This window comes from Variovorax sp. GW822-FHT04E09 (assembly GCF_058800845.1).
In genome coordinates this window covers 291,924-312,810 of sequence record NZ_JBXAMR010000004.1, presented here as the reverse complement: position 1 = coordinate 312,810, position 20,887 = coordinate 291,924, and the positions used below count along the sequence as shown (strand labels likewise).

The following is a 20,887-nucleotide window of genomic DNA, read 5'->3' as shown; positions in this document are numbered from 1 at the left end:
CCGCGCGCAGGCACGGGCGCTTTTCTTCTTCTCGTGTTTTTACTTCCGATCCTGGATCGGCGCGAACTTCAGGTCTTCGGGGCCCGTGTAGTTGGCGCTGGGCCGGATGATCTTGTTGTCGATGCGTTGCTCGATGATGTGCGCCGCCCAGCCTGATGTGCGCGCAATGACGAACAGCGGCGTGAACATGGCGGTGGGCACGCCCATCATGTGGTAGCTCACGGCGCTGAACCAGTCGAGGTTGGGGAACATCTGCTTCACCTCCCACATCACGGCCTCGAGCCGCTCGGCAATGTCGAACATCTTGGTCGAGCCGGCCTCCTGCGACAGCGTGCGCGCCACGCCCTTGATGACCACGTTGCGCGGGTCGCTCACGGTGTAGACCGGGTGGCCGAAGCCGATCACGACCTCCTTGGCTGCGACGCGGCGGCGGATGTCGGCCTCGGCCTCGTCGGGTGCGTCGTAGCGCTTCTGGATCTCGAAGGCCACCTCGTTCGCACCGCCGTGCTTGGGGCCGCGCAGCGCGCCGATGGCGCCGGTGATGGCCGAGTACACATCGGAGCCCGTGCCTGCGACCACGCGCGCCGTGAAGGTGGAGGCGTTGAACTCGTGCTCGGCATAGAGGTTGAGCGAGGTGTGCATCGCGCGCTCCCACTGCGCGCTGGGCTTGCGCCCGTGCAGCAGGTGCAGGAAGTGCGCACCGATGGAGTCGTCGTCGGTCTCGACCTCGATGCGCCGGCCCTGCGTGGACCAGTGGTACCAGTACAGCAGCATCGAGCCGAGCGAGGCCATCAGGCGGTCGGCGATGTCGCGCGCGCCGGGCAGGTTGTGGTCTTCCTTCTCGGGCAGCAGGCAGCCCAGCGACGAGACGCCGGTGCGCATCACGTCCATCGGGTGCGCGCTGGCGGGCAGTTGTTCCAGCGCCTCCTTCAGGCTCGCGGGCAGGCCGCGCATGGCCTTGAGCTTGGCCTTGTAGGCGCGCAGCTCGGCGGACGTGGGCAGCTTGCCGTGCACCAGCAGGTGCGCGATTTCCTCGAACTCGCAGACCTCGGCGATGTCCAGGATGTCGTAGCCGCGGTAGTGCAGGTCGTTGCCGGTGCGGCCGACGGTGCACAGGGCGGTGTTGCCGGCGGTCACGCCCGACAGGGCGACGGATTTCTTGGGCTTGAAGCCGGGGGGAGTAGCGATGTCGTTCATGCGGGTTCCTTGTCGGTGTGCAGGTAGGTGTTGCGCAGGCGCGCGGGACGGCCGCGGCCATCGACGGCCACCATCTCGAACAGGCCTTTCAGCGAAGGGCGGGCTTCGCCATCGGGCGGCTCGGCCGCGCCGGTGACGCAGACCGTGAGCGAGCTGCGCCCGGCGCGCGTCACCCAGGCCCGCAGGCGCAGCACATGGCCGACGGGCACGGGCGCCAAAAACTGCGCGTCGCCCAGGCTGGCCATCACCACGTCGGACTTCGCGAAGGCGCGCGCAGCGAGGAAGGCGGCCTTGGACATCAGCAGCAGGGCGTTGCCGCCGAACAGCGTGCCGTAGTGGTTGGCGTGCTCGGGGAACACGATGTCGGTCAGCTCGATGGCGGCGGATCGTTGGGTCATGCTTCGCAATTTACGCAATCGAACGCCCATAATGAAGGCCTGAATTGGCGAATAATTGCGAATGAAGATGGCTGATTTTGCAAATATTGCGAATACCGCAAAGACCCACGAGGTGACCCGATGAGCAAGACCTTCATGGGCGTGCGCCTGCGCACGCTGCGCGCCGAACGCGGCCTCACGCAGGTGGCGCTGGCCCAGATGCTGGGCCTGTCGCCGAGCTACCTGAACCAGATCGAGCAGAACCAGCGCCCGCTCACGGTGGCGGTGCTGCTGCGCATCAGCAAGACGCTCGGTGTCGACGTGCAGCAGTTCTCCGAAGACGAAGAGGCGCGGCTCGTGGCGAGCATGCGCGAGGCGCTGGCGGACAACCCCGGCGGCGAGGCCGTGGCGTTGCCCGAGCTGCGCGAGGTGGCGTCGCAGATGCCGGCCGTGGCGCGCGCGCTGCTCGCCTTGCACCGCCGCCACCAGGAGGCGCAGGAGCGGCTGGAGCTCATGGCCGCCGAACTCGGCGATGGGCGCGGCGACATCTCGCGCAGCCGGCCGATGCCCTTCGAGGTGGTGCGCGATTTCTTCTTTGCCCACCAGAACCATTTCGACCCGCTCGACACCGCCGCCGAATCGCTCGCCGCCGAGGCCCGTGCGAACGGCGGACCGCTCGCCGAATGGCTCCAGCAGCGGCTTCTTTCGGCCCACGGCGTGCGCGTGGTGCCGGGCGACGAAGGGGAGGGCGCGCTCGACAGCCAGCGCCGCTACGACCCGGCCCGCCGCGTGCTGCGCCTGTCGGCGGGCCTGGAGCCGGGCCAGCAGGCCTTCCAGCTGGCCACGCAGCTGGCGCTGCTGGAGCAGGCTGCGCTCATCGAGTCGCTGGTCGTGCAGGCCGATTTCGGCGACGCCCCGGCCCATGCGCTCGCGCGCATCGGGCTGGCCAATTACTTCGCGGCCGCCGTGCTGCTGCCCTACGGCCCGTTCCTGCAGGCGGCCGAGGCGCTGCGCTACGACATCGATTTGCTCGCGCGCCAGTTCGGCGTCGGCTTCGAAACCGTGTGCCACCGCCTGAGCAGCCTGCAGCGCCCGGGCGCGTCGGGCGTGCCCTTCTTCTTCATCCGCGTGGACCGGGCCGGCAACATCTCCAAGCGGCAGTCGGCCACGCACTTCCACTTCTCGAAGACCGGCGGCACCTGCCCGCTGTGGAACGTGTACGAGGCCTTCGCGCAGCCCGGGCGCGTGCTGCCGCAGCTGGCGCGCATGCCCGACGGCCGCGCCTACCTGTGGATCGCGCGCACCGTGTCGCACGGCCAGCGCGGCTTCGGCTCACCGAGCAAGACCTTCTCGATCGGCCTGGGCTGCGACATCCGCCACGCCCCGCGCCTGGTCTACGCCAAGGGCCTGGACCTGAAGGACCCCGACGTGCCCACACCCATCGGCATGGGCTGCAAGGTCTGCGAGCGTGTGGCCTGCCCGCAGCGGGCGTTCCCGTTCATCGGGCGGCCGCTGGATGTGAACGAGAACGAAAGCAGGTTCACGCCCTACGCCGTGGCCGGTGCGTAGGGCGGCGGCGTATCAGTCGCCTTGCGCAGGCTGCTGCGTGCCGGACGCCTCGCTCCACCCACCCCCCAGCGCCTTGTAGATCGCCAGCCGGTTCGTCTGCTCCGTGAGCTGCAAGCCGATCAGCGTCTGCTGCGCCGCATAGTCGCTGCGCTGCGCGTCCAGCACGTCGAGGTAGTTGGCGGCGCCGCTCTTGAAGAGCGACTGCGAGAGCTCGAAGCTGCGCGCGGTGGCGGCGCGCAGCGAGCGCTGTGCGTCGAGGCGCTCGGCCAGCGTGCGGCGTTCGGCCAGGGCGTCGGCCACTTCGCGGAAGGCGGTCTGCACGGCCTTCTCGTAGGTGGCGATCTGGATCTTCTGCTGCGCCTGCGCCACCTGCAGGTTGGCGCGGTTGGCGCCGCCGTCGAAGATCGGCACGCTGATCGACGGCGCGAAGCTCCAGGCCTTGCTGCCGCTCGCGAACAGGCCCGAGAGCGTGCTGCTCGCGGTGCCGGCCGAGGCGGTGAGCGCGATGCGCGGGAAAAAAGCCGCGCGCGCCGCGCCGATGTCGGCGTTGCTCGCGCGCAGCGCGTGCTCGGCGGCGCGCACGTCGGGCCGCTGCTGCAGCACGCTCGACGACAGGCCGGCCGGGGGCACGAGCAGTTGCGCCACGTCGGCGGTCGTGGCGGCGCTCGGCAGCAGCTCGGGCGGCGGCGTGGCGCCGACCAGCAGCGCCAGCGCGTTGCGGTCCTGCTCGACCTGGCTGTCGAAGGCCGCGGCGTCGGCGCGCGCGGCATCGACGGTGCTCTGCGCCTGCGCCAGCGCCAGGCCCGACTGCGCGCCAAGCGCGTGGCTGCGCTGCACCAGCTCGAAGGACTTGCGCTGGCTCTCGAGCGTGCCGCGCGCCAGCTGCAGGCGCTGCTCGTCGGCGGCCAGTTGCAGCCACGCCGTGGCGACGGAGGCCACGAGGCTGATCTGCGTGCTGCGCTGCGTCTCCTCGGTCTGGAAGTAGCCCTGCAGCGCCGATTCGCCGAGGTTGCGCACGCGCCCGAACAGGTCGAGTTCGTAGGCCGTCATGCCGAGGTTGGCGCTGTACTGCGAGGCGATGCGCGATTCGCCGCTGGTCGACAGGCTGCCCGGCGTGCGCGAGCGCGTGCCGGCGGCGCCGGCGTTGACGGTGGGGAACAGGTCGGCCCGCGCGATGCCGTACTGGGCGCGCGCACGCTCGATGTTGAGCGCCGCCACGCGCAGGTCGCGGTTGTTGGCGAGCGCGAGCTCGATCACGCCCTGCAGCTGCTTGTCGACGAAGAAGTCGCGCCAGCCGATGTCCAGGGGTGTGGTCGTCGTGATGCCAGCCGAGGGCAGGGTCGATGGCACGGGCGAGGCGGGCGTTTCGTAGGCAGGCGCGAGGTTGACGCAGCCGGCGAGCACGACCGAGGCCAGGGCGGCGCAGGCCACTGCGCGCAGGGGAAGGCGGGGCAGGGTGGTGCGCTTCATCATTGCGCTCCCTGCTCTGCGGGCAAGGCATCCGGCGGCGTGTCGGCCGGCTTGCGGCGGCCTTCCAGCCAGCCGCGGATCATCGCGAAGAACAACGGCACGAAGAAGATGCCCAGCGCGGTGCCGACCACCATGCCGCCCAGCACCGCGGTGCCGATCGACTGGCGTCCACCCGCGCCCGCGCCGGTGCCGATGGCCAGCGGCAGCACGCCGAAGCCGAAGGCCAGCGAGGTCATGAGGATGGGGCGCAGCCGCAGCCGCACGGCCTCCAGCGTGGCCTCGATCACGCCCTTGCCCTGCTCCTGCAGCTGCTTGGCGAACTCGACGATCAGGATCGCGTTCTTGGACGACAGGCCCACTGTGGTGAGCAGGCCGACCTGGAAGTACACGTCGTTGCTCAGGCCGCGCAGGCTGGTGAACAGCAGTGCACCCACGATGCCCAGCGGCACCACCAGGATCACCGAGAACGGCACCGACCAGCTCTCGTACAGGGCCGCAAGGCACAGGAACACGAACAGGATCGAGATGGCGTAGAGCACCGGCGCCTGCGCGCCCGACAGGCGTTCCTGGAACGAGGCGCCGGTCCATTCGTAGCCGATGCCGGCGGGCATCTGCTTCATCACTTCGTCGACCGCGGCCATGGCGTCGCCCGAGCTCACGCCCGGTGCGGCATCGCCGACGAACTCGTAGCTGGGGCTGCCGTTGTAGCGCTGCAGCTGCGGCGAGCCGTAGGTCCAGCGCGAGCTGGAGAAGGCCGGGAACGGCACCATCTGGCCCAGGCTGTTGCGCACGCTCCAGCGGTCGATGTCGGTGGGCAGCATGCGGAAGGCCGTGTCGCCCTGCATGTACACGCGCTTGACGCGGCCGTTGTCCAGGAAGTCGTTGATGTAGGTGCCGCCCATCGCGCTCGACAGGGTGCTGTCGATGTCGGACGTGGCCAGGCTGGCCGCGCCGGCGCGCGCGTCGTCGATGTCCACCGCGAACTGCGGCGTGTCGTCCAGGTTGTTGCTGCGCACGTTCGCCACCTCGGGGCGCTTGGAGAGCAGGTCGATGAACTGGTCGCGCGCCTTCACCAGTGCGTCGTGGCCCAGCCCGTTGATGTCCTTCAGGTGGAAGTTGAAGCCCGCGTTGGCGCCGAGCCCGCGCACCGCCGGCGGCAGCAGCACGAAGATGCGCGCGTCGCGGATGGTCGAGAGCTCCTTGTTGGCGCGCCGCGCGAGTTCGGCGGCCGACTGGCCGGCGCCTTCGCGCTCGGCCCAGTCTTTCAGCTTGACGAAGGCGCGCGCCGAACTCTGGTCGCCGTTCTGCCCGGTGATCACGTTCACGCTCACCACCTCGGGCTGCTTGGTGAAGTAGTCCTGCATCTGCGTGACCACCGGCTGCAGCCGCGCATCCGACGCGCCCGGCGGCAGCGTCACCTGAACCTGCAGGAAGGCCTGGTCTTCATCGGGCAGGAAGGAGGTGGGCAGGCGCATGAACAGCAGCGCCATCACGGCGGCGATGAGCAGGTACACCACGAGGCTGCGCTTGCCGCGCCGCACGATGCCGCCGACGATGCCCTGGTAGCGGTCGGCGCCCTGGTCGAAGCGGCGGTTGAAGCCCGCGAAGAAGCGGTCGACCGCGCCCAGCACGCCCTTGCGCGGGGCCGCGTGGCCGCCCTTGGCGACAGGCTTGAGCAGCGTGGCGCACAGCGCCGGCGTGAGCGTGAGCGCCACGAACACCGACAGCGCCATGGCCGAGACGATGGTGATCGAGAACTGGCGGTAGATCACGCCGGTCGAGCCGCCGAAGAAGGCCATCGGGATGAACACGGCCGACAGCACCAGCGCGATGCCCACCAGCGCGGGCGTGATCTCGGCCATCGACTTGCGCGTGGCCTCCTTGGGCGACAGGCCCTCCTCGTGCATCACGCGCTCGACGTTCTCCACCACCACGATGGCGTCGTCCACCAGCAGGCCGATGGCCAGCACCATGCCGAACATGGTGAGCGTGTTGATCGAGTAGCCCGCCACCGAGAGCACGCCGAAGGTGCCCAGCAGCACCACCGGCACGGCAATGGCCGGGATCAGCGTGGCGCGGAAGTTCTGCAAAAAGATGTACATCACCAGCACGACCAGCACCATGGCCTCGGCCAGCGCCTTCACCACCTCGTCGATCGACGCACTCACGAAGGGCGTGGTGTCGTAGCTCACGAAGGTCTGCATCTGGTTGGGAAAGAGCGGTTGCAGCTCGGCCACCTTGGCCTTCACGGCCTCGGCCACCTGCACCGCGTTGGCACCGTCGGCCAGCACGATGCCCATGCCGGCGCCCGGACGACCGCCGAGCACCGAGCGCACCGTGAGGTTCTCGGCGCCCAGCTCGACACGCGCCACGTCGCGCAGGCGCACCACGGCGCCGTCGGGCGTGGCGCGCAGCACCACGTTCTCGAACTCCTCGACCGTCTTCAGCTTGCTGCGCGCGGTGATGGTGGCATTGAGCTGCTGCTGCGCACCGGCCGGCAGCGCGCCGAGCTGGCCGGCCGACACCTGCGCGTTCTGCGCGGTGATGGCGCTGCCCACGTCGGAGGGCATGAGCGCGTACTTGCGCAGCTTGTCGGGGTCCAGCCACAGGCGCATGGCGTAGCCGGTGCCCAGTGTCTGCACCTCGCCCACGCCGTCGACGCGGCTGATGACGTCGACCAGGTTGCTGCTGATGTAGTCGCCCACGTCCACCGCCGAGGCGCTGCCGTCGCCGGAGAACATCGAGACGATCAGCAGGAAGTCGTTGCCTCCCTTGGTCACGGTGACGCCGCGGCTTTGCACCTGCTGCGGCAGGCGCGACATGGCCTGCTGCAGCTTGTTCTGCACCTGCATCTGGGCCACGTCGATGTTGGTGCCCGCGTTGAAGGTGAGCGACAGGCGCGCCACGCCCGACGAGTTGCTGGTCGACTGCATGTACAGCAGGTTGTCCAGCCCCTTCATCTGCTGCTCGATGACCTGGGTGACGGAGTCTTCGACCGTCTTGGCCGAGGCGCCGGTGTAGGTGGCGTTGATGGACACGCGCGGCGGCGCGATGTCGGGGTACTGCTCCAGCGGCAGCGTGCGGATGGCCATCAGGCCGGCGAGCATGACGACGATGGAAAGCACCCACGCGAAGATGGGGCGGTCGATGAAGAACTGGGCCATGGCGGGGCCTCAGCGCGCGATGGTGGCGGAGGTGGCGTCGGGCGTGGCGCTCGCTACGGCGGCACCCGCCGGCCTGGCGCCCAGGTCAACCGTGCGCACCTTGTCGCCCACCTTCACGCGCTGCGAGCCTTCCATGAGCACGCGGTCGCCCGCGGCCAGGCCGTCGATCACCTGCCAGCGCGTGCCGATGGCGCGGCCGATGCGGATGGGCCGCTTCTGGACCTTGTCCTCGGCATCGATCACCAGCGTGGAGGCGCTGCCGTCGGGCGCGCGCGTGACGGCCTGCTGCGGCACCAGCAGCGCGGCGTCGTTCACGCCTTCCTGCAGCACGGCGCGCACGTACATGCCGGGCATCAGCAGCTTGTCGGGGTTGGGCACCACGGCGCGCAGCGTGACGCTGCCGGTGCCGGCATCGACCGTCACGCCGCTGAAGGTGAGGCGCCCGGCGTGCGGGTAGGGGCTGCCGTCTTCCAGCAGCAGCTGGATGCGCGCCTCGGCCTCGCTGGCGCGCTGCAGCCGGCCGCTGGCCAGCTCGCGCTTCAGGCGCAGCAGCTCGCTGCTGGACTGCGTGACGTGCACGTGGATCGGGTCGAGCTGCTGCACGGTGGTCATGGCCGCCGCCTGGTTGGCTGTGACCAGCGCGCCCGGCGTGACGGTGGACAGCTCGGCCCAGCCGGTGATGGGCGAGGTGATGCGCGTGTAGCCCAGCTGGATGCGCGCGGTCTGCTCGGCGGCGCGGGCCACGCCGAGGTCGGCCTCGGCCTGCTGCTCGGCGGCCTGGGTCTCGTCGAACACCTGGCGGCTGATGGCGTCGATCTTCACCAGCTCGGCATTGCGCTTGGCGACCGTGCGGGCCGTGGCCAGGGCCGACTCGGCCTTGCGCACGCTGGCCTGCGCGCTGGCATGGGCGGCCTGCAGCGAGGCGGGGTCGAGCTGGTAGAGCACCTGGCCGGCCTTGACCTGCGAGCCTTCGGTGAAGAGCCGCTCCTTGAGGATGCCGCCGACCTGCGGGCGGATCTCGGCGATCACCGGGGCCGCGGTGCGCCCGGGCAGCTCGGTGCTCAGGGCCAGCACCTCGGACTTGAGCGTGACGATGCCGACTTCCTTTGCCGGAGCGTTGGCCGCCTTGGCCGCGCCGGGGGCCTCCACATTGGTGCGCGAGCACCCCGCGAGGGCGGCGGCGATGCACAGGGCCGTGAGGAGCGGGGCGGAGCGGGAGGCAAAGTGGACGGGCATGGACAGGCAGAAGTAACGAAAGCCAAAGATGGAGCGGGCTCGCGCCGTCGAGTTCAATGCCGCGGCGCGAGGGCGGCGAACTTTACAGAGCGGAAACCGTGCCATGTCCGGAGGGGACTGGCGGGTGGCGTCGAGTGTGCGGCCCCACAGTTAAGCGGGTGTGAAGCGGGGCATTGCCCGCATGAAAAAACCGCCTGAAGCGCCCTCTATGGCTTCTTCTTCGCCTGCGCGACCAGGAAATCGACCAGCAGCTGCAGCGGCCCGACCTCGTTGTCGGTGCGGTAGAGGATGCCCAGCGGCGCGATGGGCGCGTTCATGCGCAGCGGCAGCTCGGCCACGGCCGTGCGGTCGAGCTGGTCGAGCACGGTGCGCGGCACCGGCACCACCACGTCGGGCTGCGAGAGCAGGGCACGCACCAGCTGCGGCGTAAGCACCTGGATGGCATGCGGGCGCGGCACGATCCGCTCGGCGGCCCAGGCGGCTTCCATCACCTGGCGCACCGCGAAGTGCGCGGGTGGCAGCACCCAGCGCGACTCGGCGAGGTCGCGCAGCCGCAGGCGCTTGCGCTGCACGGCCGGGTGGCCGATGCCGGCGATGACCACCACCTCGTCGCTGCGCAGCGGCACGAAGCGGTGGGCATCGGGCACGCGCGCCGGCTGGCGCAGCAGCACGGCGTCGAAGGCGCCCGCGCGCAGGCCGATCGTGAGCCGCTCGATGTTGCCTTCCTCGATGAACAGGCGCAGCTTGGGGTGCTTCGCATGCAGCAGGTTCAGCGCGGGCTGCAGCACGCTGGCGATGGCCGCCTCGATGGCGCCGATGCGCAGCGCGCGCGTCTCCTGCGCGGCCAGCGCCGCAAGGCCGTCGCTGGCCACCTGCATGGCGTCGATCACCATGCGCGCGTGCAGCGCCAGCAGGCGCCCGGCCTCGGTGATGCGCATGCCGCGCGCGTGGCGCTCGAACAGCGGGGTGTCGAGCAGGCCCTCGACCTCCTGCAGCATCTGCGTGGCCGCCGGCTGGCTGATGTGGATCGCCTCGGCCGCGCGGCGCAGGTGCGAGTGCGCGGCCAGCGCGTCGATGAGCTTCAGGTGGCGCAGGCGCAGGCGCGCGAGCAGCCGCTCGTGCAGCACGGAGGAGGGCGTAGGTATGTCGGCAGCCATCGATAGGCAATCATTATCAGTCGATGCAAAAGCGATTGGACGCCAATCGGTGGCCTTCCTACGCTCACGGGGTCGGGCGGCAGACAAGGGCGCATCGGCTGCCGGCCCGACGGGGCCGTGCGGACGAAGGGCTCCCGCCCGGCGGGTTCTTCCCTTTCTTGCTTTTCTGACAACACATCACCATGTCCCACCGATTCCGTCCGGCCGCGCGCCTGTGCCTGCCCATCGTCCTTGCCGTCTCGTCCCTGTGCGCCTCGGCGCAAGAGGCGCCTGCTGCGGCTGCTGCCGCATCGCCCGCGCCGGCCGCAGCCGTGCCGCTGTACCCGCTGATCGCTGAACGCTCCAAGGCCATCGAGCAGAAGGTGATCGACTGGCGCCGCGACATCCACCAGCACCCCGAGCTGGGCAACCAGGAAAAGCGCACCGCCGCGCTGGTCGCGGCCCACCTGAAGGCGCTGGGCTACGAGGTGCGCGAGGGCGTGGCCGTGACCGGCGTGGTCGCCACGCTGCGCGGCGGCAAGCCCGGCCCGGTGGTGGCGCTGCGTGCCGACATGGACGCGCTGCCCGTGAAGGAGCAGGTCGACGTGCCCTTCGCTTCCAAGGCGCGTGCCCAGTGGGGCTTTGCGACGGTCGACGTGATGCACGCCTGCGGGCACGACGGCCACGTGGCGATCCTCATGGGCGTGGCCGAGGTGCTGGCCTCGATGAAGGCGCAGCTGCCCGGCACCGTGAAGCTGATCTTCCAGCCGGCCGAAGAAAAACTGCCCAATGCCGAGATCGGCGGTGCGCGCCGCATGCTGGCCGAAGGCGCCTTCGACGCGCCCAAGCCCGACGCGGTGTTCGGCCTGCACCTGGTCTCGGCGCTGAACACCGGGCAGATCGGCTACAAGAGCGGCCCCATCACCGCGAGCTCGGACACCTTCAAGGTCAGCGTGAAGGGCCGCCAGACGCACGGCTCGCAGCCCTGGAGCGGGGTCGATCCGATCGTGCTGGGCTCGCAGATCGTGCTGGGCTTCCAGACCATCGCAAGCCGCCAGGTCAACGTGACCAAGGAGCCCTCGGTGCTCAGCGTGGGCACCTTCAACGCGGGCACGCGCTACAACATCATTCCCGACAGCGTGGAGATGAGCGGCACGCTGCGCACCTACGACGACGAGATGCGCCAGTTCATCATCAAGCGCATGGGCGAGACCGCCTCGCACATCGCGCAAAGCGGCGGCGGCACGGCCGAGGTCCGCGTCGAGGCCGACGGCTACGCTCCCACCGTGAACGACCCGGCCCTGACCGCCAGGATGGTGCCCAGCCTGCAGCGCGTGCCCGGCGCGACGCCGATCGTGATCCCGAAGGGCACGGGCGGCGAAGACTTCTCGTTCTTCGCGCAGAAGGCGCCCGGCCTGTTCGTGATGATCGGCGCCACGCCGCCCGGCCGCGACGCGAACAAGGCCGAGCCCAACCACTCGCCGCGCTTCTTCGTCGACGAGGCCAGTCTGCTGGTGGGCGTGCGCACGCTGACGCAGCTGACGGTGGACTACATGGCGGGCGCGCAGCGCTGACCTGAGCGAATCGGCTGCTCCAGCGCATCCGAAAGCGGAAACAGGTGCTGCGCGATGAAGTCCACGAACACACGGATCCTGGGCGACAGCTGCCGGCTCGACGGCCACAGCACGTGGAAGATCATGTGTTCGCGGTTGTGGTCGTCCAGCACCGTGACCAGGCGGCCCTGTTCCAATTGCTGGCGCACGGCGATCTCCGGCACGCAGGCAATGCCCAGCCCCTGCTCGGCAAAGCAGACCTGCGGATCGAGCGTGTTGGTCACCATGCTGGCCGGCAGGTCGACAGGGGGCGAGCCGGCCGCGAGGCCCAGCGGCCACACGTCCAGCTTGCCGGTGCTGGGAAAGCGGTAGAGCAGGCAGGCGTGGCTTGCCAGGTCTTGCGGTTCGCGCGGCACGCCGGCCCGGCGAAAGTAGGCCGGCGCACCGACGATCACCTTGCGGCACGAGCCGATGCGGCGCGCCATCAACCGTGAATCGCTGGGCTCGCCGGTGCGGATGACCGCGTCGAAGCCTTCCTCGATGACGTCCACCAGCCGGTCGGCGTAGTCGATGTCCAGTTCGATGTCGGGGTAGAGCCGCTTGAACGCCGCCAGCTTGGGCATGAACAGCGTGCCCACCGATGGCAGGCTGATGCGCAGCTTGCCGCGCGGCGCGCTCTGTGTCTGCAGCAGCTCCGCTTCGGCCGATTCCACCTCGCAAAGGATGCGCCGGCAGCGCTCCAGGAACAGCGCGCCTTCCGGCGTCAGGTGGACGGTGCGCGTGGAGCGATGGAACAGCCGCACGCCCAGCCGTTCTTCGAGCCGCACGATGGCCTTGCTGACGGCCGAGGCCGAGATGCCCAACTGCTGCCCCGCGGCCGTGAAGCTGCGCGTTTCGCCGGCGCGAACGAAGACGTTCAGCGAGCCCAGGTTTTCCATGGAGCGACTTTGATTGATGACTGGAGAGTCATATGTATTTGAAACTTTAGCCCATTTTTCATTGATGCATTCCCGCCCACACTGCGGTGAACGCCAACGCGGGCCACCCGGCCAACGCGGGCACAGACGATGGAAAACAACTGAATGACCACCACAACCGCCACCGTGGGCGAGCGCACTGAACGACTGCCTGTGGCCGCCTTGCTGGCCCTGTCGATGACCGGCTTCCTGGCACTGCTGACGGAAACGATGCCGGCCGGCATGCTCTTGCGCATCAGCCAGGACCTGGGCGTGTCGGAAGCGCTCGCGGGCCAGTTCGTGACCCTCTATGCCATCGGCTCGCTGGTTGCGGCCATTCCGCTGACGGCGGCCACGCTGGGCTGGCGGCGCCGGCCGTTGCTGATCGCGGCGCTGGTCGCCGTGCTGGCCTTCAACACGCTCACGGCGCTGACGTCGAGCTATGCCGTCGCGCTGGTTGCGCGCTTCATGGCCGGCATGGCAGGCGGCTTGATCTGGGGAATGCTGGCGGGCTATGCGCGGCGCATGGTGCCCGAGCACCTCAAGGGGCGCGCGCTGGCAGTGGCCGGGCTGGGGGCACCGCTGGCGTTGTCGCTGGGCGTCCCGCTGGGGACGTTGATGGGCGCCACGCTGGGCTGGCGCACCGCGTTCGGTGGCATGTCGCTGCTCACGCTGGCGGTGATGGCCTGGGTCTTCCTGCAGGTGCCCGACTATCCGGGGCAGCCGGCCGAAAAGCGCGCGCCGGTGCGCCGGATCTTCGTCACGCCCGGCGTGCGACCGGTGCTGGCCGTGCTTGCGCTGTGGGTGCTGGCGCACAGCATTCTCTACACCTACGTGATGCCGTTCCTGGCGCCGGCCGGCCTGTCCGATCGGGTCGATGCGGTGCTGCTGGTCTTCGGCGTGGCATCGCTGGCCGGCATCTGGATCAGCGGGCTGCTCATCGACCGCATGCTGCGCTCGCTGGTGCTGCTCGCCCTCGCGGGCTTTGCGCTGGCGTCGCTGGCCCTGGGCGTCGCCGGCTCGCAGCCGGTGGTGGTCTATGTCGCGGTGGCCGCGTGGGGGCTGACCTTCGGCGGCTCCGGGGCCTTGCTGCAGACCGCGTCGGCCGAAGCAGCCGGCCCCGGCGCGGACGTGGCGCAATCCATCCTCGTCACGGTGTGGAACATCGCCATTGCGGGCGGCGGCATCGTCGGTGGCGTGTTGCTGGAGACATCGGGCGTCGGCGCTTTTCCATGGGCACTGCTGGTGCTGCTGCTTCCCGGCCTTCTGATTGCCTGGACATCGCGTGCGCACGGGTTTCCCGCGAAGCCACACCGGTCGTCCCACTGATTCCGAAGCGCGCGCGGCATTTCGCGCGCAACCGCCTCAGGCGCTTTCGCGCTGCTCGATGTGGAACGGGATCATCACCGTCTCCGCCGGCGGGGGCTCGCTCAGAGCCAGTTGCCGCCCTGCGGCATCTGGATCTGCTCGGCCGGGTCGCCGCCCGTCACGAACGAGCCGATGACGATGCTCAGCAGCGAGACGAAGATGCTCGCGAACAGCGCGGTCCAGAAGCCCGACACCTTGAAGCCCTTCACCAGCGCCGCCACCAGCAGGATCATCAGCGCGTTGATGACCAGCAGGAACAGGCCGAAGGTCAGCAGCGTCAGCGGCAGCGTCAGGAAGATCAGCAGCGGCTTGACGATGGCGTTGGCCAGCCCGAGCAGCAGCGCCGACACGATCAGCGCCGCGGTGCTGTCGAACTTGAGCCCCTTGAAGAGATGGCTGGCGACCCACAGCGAGATGCCGGTGATGGCCCAGTGGACGAGGAAAGGGGTGATGTTGTTCAGCATGGCGTGCGGTGTGTGTCGGCAGCCCGCATGGTAAACGGGGCGTCGCGGCGGACCGCTGCGCGGGGCGGGCGGATTTTCTGCGGTTACTTCCCGAAACCATGGCCGACAGGCCGTTAAGATCGCGAACTTCCGGCGCCTGCGCAGGCGCCTGTCTCCATCTTTCTCTGGTTTGGCCGAATCCACCACGGTCATGCATCCATGGCGAATGCGTCGATCGCAAGCGTGACACCCGCTCCGGCGTCGGCCGACGAGGCCGAGTCGTGGGTGCGCGGAGAACTCATCCGTAGCCTGATGCGCTCGGCGCGCGGCTCCTACCTCGTCTCGGCGGCGCTCATGCCCGCCATGGTCGGCCTGAGCTGGGGCCATGTGCCCCGCTGGGAGCTGCTGACCTGGCTGGCGGCCGGCATCATTGCCACCGCCTGCCGGGCCTGGGGCGCGCGCGTGTACGCCGTGCGCTATGCCGGGCGCAGCGCGGTCGCGCAGCAGCAGTTCACCGACCGCTACGGCTTCGTGTGGAGCACCAGCGCGGTGGTGTGGGGCTGCTCGGTGCTGCTGTTCTTCGAGCGCACGCCGCAGGTCAACCAGTTCATGAGCTGGCTCATCGTGGCCGGCGTGGGCACCTTCCCGCTCAACGGGCTGGCGCTGCACCCGCCGCTGCTCAAGCGCTACGTCAACACGCTGTTCATCACCATGCTCGGCGCGGTGCTGGTGCGCCTCGTGGCCGTCACCATGCAGCACCCGCATTTCCAGTACGGCTACCTCATGCCGCTGCTGCCGGCGCTGCACTGGTTCCTGCTGCTGCGCGCCGGCCGCAACATCCATGAGACCGCGCGCAACAGCCTGGAGCTGCTGTTCCACAACCACATCCTGATCAAGTCGCTCACGCAGCAGCGGCAGGCGGCGGTGTCGGCCGTGGCCATGAAGAACCGCTTCCTGGCCAGCGCCGCGCACGACATGCGCCAGCCCGTGCTGGCGCTGTCGCTGTACGCCGACTGGCTGCGCAACGAGCCCGAGCTGGTGCTCGAACTGGCCCCGAAGATCGTGCGCGCCACCCATGCGGTGAACGCGCTGTTCGACTCCATGTTCGACCTGGCGCGCATCGACGCGGGCCAGGTGCGCCTGCACATCGAGCGCGTCGACGTGGCCGAGTTGCTGCACGACCTGGAGCTGCAGTACCGCCCCGTGGCCGAGAGCCGGGGTCTGGACTTCCGGGTGCACGTGACCGAGGGCTCGTTCCTCACCGACCCGATCCGCGTGCGCCGCATGATCGGCAACCTGCTCGCCAACGCCATCAAATACACGACCGAAGGCGGCGTGCTGCTGGCCGCGCGCCAGACCCGCGAGGGCATGCGCGTGGAGGTGTGGGACACCGGCATCGGCATCGCGCCCGAGCACCTGCGCGACGTGTTCCTCGAGTTCTACAAGGTCGCCGACCACGCCGGCACCTCCGACGGCTTCGGCCTCGGCCTGGCCATCGTCGCGCGGCTGTCGCACGTGCTCGGCCACCCGGTCAGCGTGCGCTCGCGCCTGGGCAGCGGCAGCGTGTTCCGCGTGGCGCTGCACGACGCCGACGAAGCGGTGGCGCAGGCGCGGGTGAGTGCGTCGGGCGGCTGAGCGGCGCGCGATCACACAGGTGCCGCGAAGCCGCGGCGAGCGCGCGAATGCGTCGCCGGCTCTGCTATCTTCCCTGTCAATACACAAGGGAGGATCGAGCGGATATGGCTATTCAGTTCAAACATGCGTTGGGCGTTGCGGCGCTCGCATTGCTGACCGCATGCGGTGGCGGAGGGGGTGGCGGCGGAGGGCCTGTCTTCGGCCTGCCTTCGCCAAATTCGGGCACCAGCACGGGCGGGCCTTCCGGCCCCTCGGAGCCGGAGACACCGGCACCCGTCGGGGATGAACCGCCGCAAGCCCGCGTGGCAAAACCCGTCGATACGACCCTGGGGCTGGTCCTCAAGCTCGACGGCCGCACGAGCCAGGCGGTGCAAGGGCGCTCGCTGCGCTACGTGTGGGTGCTGCAGTCCAAGCCCTTGACCAGCAAGGCGGTGCTCACGAGCGCCGACAGTGCAACCCCTTCTTTCCTCCCGGACGTTCCCGGCGAGTTCGTCGTTCGCCTGGTGGTGAACGACGGGGTGAAGGACAGCGAGGCGGCCTACCTGACGGTCACACCCACCGCGCCGGCGGCGACGGGGCCGCATCTCAAGTTCGCGTTGATCGAGACGCTTGCCACGCCGGACAACGGAAACAGGTACATCCCCGATGCGAGCTGCGGCGGCTATCGGCCCGACACGCACTTCAAGGATTTCTGGCCGACAGCACTCGATGCGCGGGATTGCTTTGCGATCAATTCCCCGCTCGAACTCGAGGGGCGTTCGATGGGTTCCGGTTCGGCAGGAAGTCTGGACTTCCTGGTCCGCCGAATGGGCGAGACCGTCGTCGCGACCCCCGGAACCCTGCCGGCTGACACGCCGGCCACACCGGTCAGTGCGGCCTATGAAGTGACGGCAAATCCCGGGGCATTGGCGCGGACCCCGATCGGCAAGAGCAACGGGTTCTCCTTCCGCTACAGCCTGGAAGGGGCCCGGATGATCTATTGGCCGGATGATCCGCGCGTTGCCATCCAGCGGCCCAAGGCGCGATACCGCATTGCCGGAACGGTAGTGCCGGCCAACGCGCCTCTCGGGTGGGAGGTGACAGGGCAGACCTCGGTTCGTATCGAGGTCACGTTGATCACCGATCGGGACAGTCCGTACGTCAAGGTCCCCGTCTATTCAAAGACCTTCGACACGGAGTTTTCCGAGAACGTCGAGCTCGACCTCAATGCGGCGGTCTATCAAGTGGTTCCGAACACGCAGGGGATCTACACCGTCGAGGTCGTGCATCAGCTCGTGTACCGGCGAAAGCCCTCCTGAGCGGATGCATGGAGGCGCCTGCAGGGGGCGCCTCCATGAAAAAACCGCGCACGAGGCGCGGTTCCTGATCAAGCTGACGCTGTTCCGGGCTCAGCCCGAGAGCAGCCCATTCGTCCGTGCATAGTGCAGGGCCTGCGTACGGCTCTTCACGCCCAGACGGCGGAACAGGCGCCACAGGTGCACCTTCACCGTGTGTTCGCTGATCTCCAGGTCGGTGGCGATGTCGCGGTTGCTCATGCCCTTGTCGAGCATGGCGATCAGCTGGGTCTGGCGCTTGGAGAGCTTGCCGCTGTTGGCGGCCGGCATCTCCTCGGTGTCGTCTTCCGACCCGGCCATCAGCAGGCCGCGCAGGGCGGCTGCTAGCTCGTTGGAGCTGGCCGACTTCTCGATGTAGGTGTCAGCGCCAGCCTCGATGCAGGCGTCTTCCATGTCGGCGGCCGGGGCTGCCGAGTACACGGCGATCGGCACGTTCGGATAGACCTGCTTGACCGCGATCACGCCCGAGACGCCATTGGTGTCCGGCAGCTTCAGGTCCAGGCAGAAAAGAGTGGGCGCGCCACGCTGCTGGACCGAACTGGCGAGCTTGTCGAGCCGCTCGAGCTCGACGATGTTCTCGGCGGGGCGCAGGCGACGCAGGACCATCACGATCGCGTCGCGCATCAGGGGGTGGTCGTCGATGACATAAATGCTCATGTTTTCTTCCTTTGTGATCGCACCGTCTTCTCTCTTGTCACACCCGCCGGCGGATGGCCCGCGGGTTGTTGCCGGATCAATGTCCCTGGGTGGTGGACGTTGCCTCCGCCAGTGCCTCCAGCGCCTCGGTGGCGGCGCGAGCCTGTTGCGCGTCGACCGGTTCGAGCTGCGCGGCCAGTGCCGTGAGCGCCGCGCCGCGTTGCGCCTGCAAGTCGGCGATGGTACGGCCGGCTTCTTGCGGCGACGCGAATCCACGGCTTTGCAAAAGGGTTTCGCCGCGCGCATCGAGCAGCTTGAAATAGAACAGGCCGTCGGCCTTCTCGCGGTATTGCTTGAAGCTGGGCTTTGCCACCTTGGCGGCCTTGGCGCCGGCGCCGTCGCGGCCCGCCGCGAGGTTGCGCAGGCCGACCGCGTGGCGCAGCGAGGTCATGAAGGGGCGCGACAGCTTGCGCGCCTTCTCGGCGCCCAGCAGCAGGATGCGCTCGATCTCGGCCGGGTCGTTCATGAGCGCCTCGTAGCGCGCGCGCAGCGGCGCCACTTCGCGGTCGATGCGCTCGAACAGCACCTGCTTGGCGTCGCCCCAGGCGATGCCGTCGGCGTACGCCTTGCGCAGGGCTTCGGTTTCCTCGGCGCTGGCGAAGGCCTGGTAGATCTGGAACAGGGCCGAGCCCTCGGTGTCCTTGGGCTCGCCGGGCGCGCGCGAGTCGGTGACGATGCTGGCGATCTGCTTTTGCAGCTGCGCGCGCGGCGCGAACAGCGGGATCGTGTTGTTGTAGCTCTTGCTCATCTTGCGGCCGTCGAGGCCGGGCAAGGTGGCGACCGCATCGTCGATCTCGGCGTCGGGCAGCGTGAAGTGCTCGCCGTACTGGTGGTTGAAGCGCTGCGCCATGTCGCGCGCCATCTCGATGTGCTGCACCTGGTCGCGGCCCACGGGCACCTTGTGGGCGTTGAACATCAGGATGTCGGCGCCCATCAGCACGGGGTACATGAACAGGCCGGCCGTGACGTCGGCATCGGGCTCCTCGCCCTTGGCGATGTTCTTGTCGAGCTGGGCCTTGTAGGCATGCGCGCGGTTGAGCACGCCCTTGCCGGTGACGCAGGTCAGGAACCAGGTGAGCTCGGTGATCTCGGCGATGTCCGACTGGCGATAGAAAGTGACGCGTTCGGGATCGAGGCCGCAGGCCAGCCAGCTGGCGGCAATTTCGAGCGTGGAGCGCTGGATGAGCGCCGGCTCCTGCACCTTGATGAGCGCGTGGTAGTCGGCCAGGAAGAAGTAGCTCTCGACGCCGGCCGCGACGCTCTGGCGCACCGAGTGGCGGATGGAGCCGACGTAGTTGCCGAGGTGGGGCGTGCCCGACGGCGTGATGCCGGTCAGGACGCGCAGGGGAGCTGGAGAAGACGAAGCCATGTGACGGAAGGAGAAACTTAGAGCAGCATTGCCTTGAGCGGCGTGATGAGCAGGTTGACCACGAAGTAGCCGGCATCCATCAGCGGGCGCAGCCAGTAGTTGCTGACGATGCCGGCGAGCACCAGCGCCATCACGATGAAGAAGCCGTAGGGCTCGATGCGCGCCAGGAAATTCTGCGCCGGGCCGCTGGGCAGTAGGCCGGCCAGCACGCGGCCGCCGTCGAGCGGGGGCAGCGGGAACAGGTTGAAGGCCCACATCACGAGGTTGACCAGCACGCCACCCTGGCACATCTTGATGAAAAAGGTTTCACTGACGCCGGCCGCCACGATCACGATGAGCAGCACGGCCCACAGGATGGCCTGGATGAAATTGGAGGCCGGGCCCGCGAGCGCGACCCACACCATGTCGCGCTTGGGATGGCGCAGGCGGTTGAAGTTGACTGGCACCGGCTTGGCATAGCCGAACAGGAAGGCGCCCGAGGTCGCGAAGTACAGCATCAACGGCATCAGGATGGTCCCGATGGGGTCGATGTGCTTCATGGGGTTGAGCGTCACGCGGCCCATCATGGCGGCGGTGTTGTCGCCGAAGTGGCGCGCCACGTAGCCATGCGCCGCTTCGTGCACGGTGATCGCGAAGATCACCGGCAGTGCGTAAATCAGAACCGTCTGTATCAGATTGGAAATATCCACTGCGCGATTGTGTCAGAGAGGAATGGGGCGGCCGAGCCGTTCGTCAGAGGCCAAGCACCGCGAGCGCACCCCGGCCCTGGCGCACCACGACCGGGTCGTCGCCTGTGCCCATGGGCGTGAGGTCGACCACGGTGGTCGGCTGCGACGGGCAGGCGCCGGCGTCGATGACGGCGCCGATCTGCTTCTCGAAGCGCTCGCGGATTTCCTGCGCGTCGTTCAGCGCCTCGGTCTCGCCGGGGGCGATGAGGGTGGTGGCCAGGAGCGGCGCGCCGTGCAGTTCCAGCAGCTCCAGCAGCACCTTGTGGTCGGGCACGCGCAGGCCGATGGTCTTTCGCTGCGGATGGCTCACGCGGCGCGGCACTTCCTTGGTGGCTTCGAGCAGGAAGGTGTAGGGGCCGGGCGTGGCGGCCTTGAGCAGGCGGTACTGCTTGTTGTCGACGCGCGCGTAGTTGGCCAGCTCGCTCAGGTCGCGGCACAGCAGCGTGAGGTGGTGCTTGTCGTCGACCTGGCGGATGCGGCGCAGCTGGTCGACCGCGTCCTTGTCGTCCAGGTGGCAGGCCAGCGCGTAGCTGGAGTCGGTGGGCACCGCCACGACCTCGCCGCGCGCGAGCAGCGCCACGGCCTGCTTCAGCAGGCGCTGCTGGGGGTTCTCGGGATGGACTTCGAAGTACTGGGCCATGGTGAATTGCTCCTGA

17 protein-coding genes are annotated in these 20,887 nt (G+C 68.8%); 5 read left to right on the top strand and 12 right to left on the bottom strand.

Annotation, left to right across the window (positions count from 1 at the left end; genetic code table 11):
* Positions 1 to 39: 39 nt before the first annotated feature.
* Positions 40 to 1,197, bottom strand: coding sequence for a bifunctional 2-methylcitrate synthase/citrate synthase (gene prpC / locus AC1RL8_RS18455; RefSeq protein ID WP_492685901.1), 1,158 nt, complete (start codon positions 1,195 to 1,197; stop codon positions 40 to 42).
* Entirely contained in the window at positions 1,194 to 1,595 is a 402-nt protein-coding gene (locus AC1RL8_RS18450; protein ID WP_492685902.1) for an acyl-CoA thioesterase, read from the bottom strand. The genes prpC and AC1RL8_RS18450 overlap by 4 nt, the downstream gene beginning before the upstream one ends.
* Before the next feature lie 120 nt (positions 1,596 to 1,715).
* Between AC1RL8_RS18450 and AC1RL8_RS18445 the strand changes: the two genes are divergently transcribed.
* Complete coding sequence (locus AC1RL8_RS18445; RefSeq protein WP_492685903.1) at positions 1,716 to 3,143, top strand: short-chain fatty acyl-CoA regulator family protein; 1,428 nt, start codon at positions 1,716 to 1,718, stop codon at positions 3,141 to 3,143.
* A gap of 12 nt (positions 3,144 to 3,155) precedes the next feature.
* On the opposite strand, the gene AC1RL8_RS18440 is transcribed toward AC1RL8_RS18445, so the two are convergent.
* The 4 genes from AC1RL8_RS18440 to AC1RL8_RS18425 form a co-directional block, all read right to left on the bottom strand.
* Positions 3,156 to 4,613 carry an efflux transporter outer membrane subunit gene (locus tag AC1RL8_RS18440; RefSeq protein WP_492685904.1) on the bottom strand — a complete coding sequence of 486 codons (1,458 nt, stop codon included), beginning with the start codon at positions 4,611 to 4,613 and terminating at the stop codon, positions 3,156 to 3,158.
* Positions 4,613 to 7,777: an efflux RND transporter permease subunit gene (locus AC1RL8_RS18435; protein ID WP_492685905.1), complete on the bottom strand. Its 3,165-nt coding sequence runs from the start codon at positions 7,775 to 7,777 to the stop codon at positions 4,613 to 4,615. The genes AC1RL8_RS18440 and AC1RL8_RS18435 overlap by 1 nt, the downstream gene beginning before the upstream one ends.
* Positions 7,778 to 7,786: 9 nt before the next feature.
* Positions 7,787 to 9,013: an efflux RND transporter periplasmic adaptor subunit gene (locus AC1RL8_RS18430; protein ID WP_492685906.1), complete on the bottom strand. Its 1,227-nt coding sequence runs from the start codon at positions 9,011 to 9,013 to the stop codon at positions 7,787 to 7,789.
* 206 nt (positions 9,014 to 9,219) lie between these two features.
* Positions 9,220 to 10,170 (bottom strand): LysR substrate-binding domain-containing protein, encoded by a 951-nt coding sequence (locus AC1RL8_RS18425; RefSeq protein ID WP_492685907.1) that lies wholly within the window; start codon positions 10,168 to 10,170, stop codon positions 9,220 to 9,222.
* A gap of 182 nt (positions 10,171 to 10,352) precedes the next feature.
* Here AC1RL8_RS18425 and AC1RL8_RS18420 point away from each other — a divergent pair, with 182 nt between their 5' ends.
* Positions 10,353 to 11,723 (top strand): amidohydrolase, encoded by a 1,371-nt coding sequence (locus AC1RL8_RS18420; protein WP_492685908.1) that lies wholly within the window; start codon positions 10,353 to 10,355, stop codon positions 11,721 to 11,723.
* Here AC1RL8_RS18420 and AC1RL8_RS18415 read toward each other — a convergent pair.
* Positions 11,699 to 12,640 (bottom strand): LysR family transcriptional regulator, encoded by a 942-nt coding sequence (locus AC1RL8_RS18415; protein WP_159278056.1) that lies wholly within the window; start codon positions 12,638 to 12,640, stop codon positions 11,699 to 11,701. The genes AC1RL8_RS18420 and AC1RL8_RS18415 overlap by 25 nt on opposite strands.
* 144 nt (positions 12,641 to 12,784) lie before the next feature.
* Between AC1RL8_RS18415 and AC1RL8_RS18410 the strand changes: the two genes are divergently transcribed.
* Entirely contained in the window at positions 12,785 to 13,987 is a 1,203-nt protein-coding gene (locus AC1RL8_RS18410; RefSeq protein ID WP_492685909.1) for an MFS transporter, read from the top strand.
* A 101-nt stretch (positions 13,988 to 14,088) separates the two neighbouring features.
* Here AC1RL8_RS18410 and AC1RL8_RS18405 read toward each other — a convergent pair whose 3' ends face one another.
* Complete coding sequence (locus tag AC1RL8_RS18405) at positions 14,089 to 14,490, bottom strand: phage holin family protein (RefSeq protein WP_307586370.1); 402 nt, start codon at positions 14,488 to 14,490, stop codon at positions 14,089 to 14,091.
* A gap of 198 nt (positions 14,491 to 14,688) precedes the next feature.
* On the opposite strand from AC1RL8_RS18405, the gene shkS reads away from it, so the two are divergent.
* Both shkS and AC1RL8_RS18395 read left to right on the top strand, forming a co-directional pair.
* Positions 14,689 to 16,104: a surface-behavior sensor histidine kinase ShkS gene (shkS, locus tag AC1RL8_RS18400; RefSeq protein ID WP_070061585.1), complete on the top strand. Its 1,416-nt coding sequence runs from the start codon at positions 14,689 to 14,691 to the stop codon at positions 16,102 to 16,104.
* Positions 16,105 to 16,208: 104 nt separating this feature from the next.
* The gene (locus AC1RL8_RS18395) at positions 16,209 to 17,402 is read left to right on the top strand and encodes a hypothetical protein (protein WP_492685910.1); all 1,194 of its coding nucleotides are present in this window, start codon (positions 16,209 to 16,211) and stop codon (positions 17,400 to 17,402) included.
* A 90-nt stretch (positions 17,403 to 17,492) separates the two neighbouring features.
* Here AC1RL8_RS18395 and AC1RL8_RS18390 read toward each other — a convergent pair whose 3' ends face one another.
* The 4 genes from AC1RL8_RS18390 to AC1RL8_RS18375 form a co-directional block, all read right to left on the bottom strand.
* The gene (locus AC1RL8_RS18390) at positions 17,493 to 18,095 is read right to left on the bottom strand and encodes a LuxR C-terminal-related transcriptional regulator (RefSeq protein WP_056578680.1); all 603 of its coding nucleotides are present in this window, start codon (positions 18,093 to 18,095) and stop codon (positions 17,493 to 17,495) included.
* A gap of 76 nt (positions 18,096 to 18,171) precedes the next feature.
* Positions 18,172 to 19,503, bottom strand: coding sequence for a tryptophan--tRNA ligase (locus AC1RL8_RS18385; protein WP_095744105.1), 1,332 nt, complete (start codon positions 19,501 to 19,503; stop codon positions 18,172 to 18,174).
* Positions 19,504 to 19,520: 17 nt separating this feature from the next.
* Positions 19,521 to 20,192 (bottom strand): site-2 protease family protein, encoded by a 672-nt coding sequence (locus AC1RL8_RS18380; RefSeq protein ID WP_062482125.1) that lies wholly within the window; start codon positions 20,190 to 20,192, stop codon positions 19,521 to 19,523.
* A 43-nt stretch (positions 20,193 to 20,235) separates the two neighbouring features.
* Complete coding sequence (locus tag AC1RL8_RS18375) at positions 20,236 to 20,871, bottom strand: L-threonylcarbamoyladenylate synthase (protein WP_095744107.1); 636 nt, start codon at positions 20,869 to 20,871, stop codon at positions 20,236 to 20,238.
* Between the last annotated feature and the right edge of the window lie 16 nt (positions 20,872 to 20,887).

Coding starts and splice junctions, on each gene's coding strand:
- prpC (WP_492685901.1), bottom strand. CDS start 1,197: ATGAACGACATCGCTACTCCCCCCGGCTTCAAGCCCAAGAAATCCGTC.
- AC1RL8_RS18450 (WP_492685902.1), bottom strand. CDS start 1,595: ATGACCCAACGATCCGCCGCCATCGAGCTGACCGACATCGTGTTCCCC.
- AC1RL8_RS18445 (WP_492685903.1), top strand. CDS start 1,716: ATGAGCAAGACCTTCATGGGCGTGCGCCTGCGCACGCTGCGCGCCGAA.
- AC1RL8_RS18440 (WP_492685904.1), bottom strand. CDS start 4,613: ATGAAGCGCACCACCCTGCCCCGCCTTCCCCTGCGCGCAGTGGCCTGC.
- AC1RL8_RS18435 (WP_492685905.1), bottom strand. CDS start 7,777: ATGGCCCAGTTCTTCATCGACCGCCCCATCTTCGCGTGGGTGCTTTCC.
- AC1RL8_RS18430 (WP_492685906.1), bottom strand. CDS start 9,013: ATGCCCGTCCACTTTGCCTCCCGCTCCGCCCCGCTCCTCACGGCCCTG.
- AC1RL8_RS18425 (WP_492685907.1), bottom strand. CDS start 10,170: ATGGCTGCCGACATACCTACGCCCTCCTCCGTGCTGCACGAGCGGCTG.
- AC1RL8_RS18420 (WP_492685908.1), top strand. CDS start 10,353: ATGTCCCACCGATTCCGTCCGGCCGCGCGCCTGTGCCTGCCCATCGTC.
- AC1RL8_RS18415 (WP_159278056.1), bottom strand. CDS start 12,640: ATGGAAAACCTGGGCTCGCTGAACGTCTTCGTTCGCGCCGGCGAAACG.
- AC1RL8_RS18410 (WP_492685909.1), top strand. CDS start 12,785: ATGACCACCACAACCGCCACCGTGGGCGAGCGCACTGAACGACTGCCT.
- AC1RL8_RS18405 (WP_307586370.1), bottom strand. CDS start 14,490: ATGCTGAACAACATCACCCCTTTCCTCGTCCACTGGGCCATCACCGGC.
- shkS (WP_070061585.1), top strand. CDS start 14,689: ATGGCGAATGCGTCGATCGCAAGCGTGACACCCGCTCCGGCGTCGGCC.
- AC1RL8_RS18395 (WP_492685910.1), top strand. CDS start 16,209: ATGGCTATTCAGTTCAAACATGCGTTGGGCGTTGCGGCGCTCGCATTG.
- AC1RL8_RS18390 (WP_056578680.1), bottom strand. CDS start 18,095: ATGAGCATTTATGTCATCGACGACCACCCCCTGATGCGCGACGCGATC.
- AC1RL8_RS18385 (WP_095744105.1), bottom strand. CDS start 19,503: ATGGCTTCGTCTTCTCCAGCTCCCCTGCGCGTCCTGACCGGCATCACG.
- AC1RL8_RS18375 (WP_095744107.1), bottom strand. CDS start 20,871: ATGGCCCAGTACTTCGAAGTCCATCCCGAGAACCCCCAGCAGCGCCTG.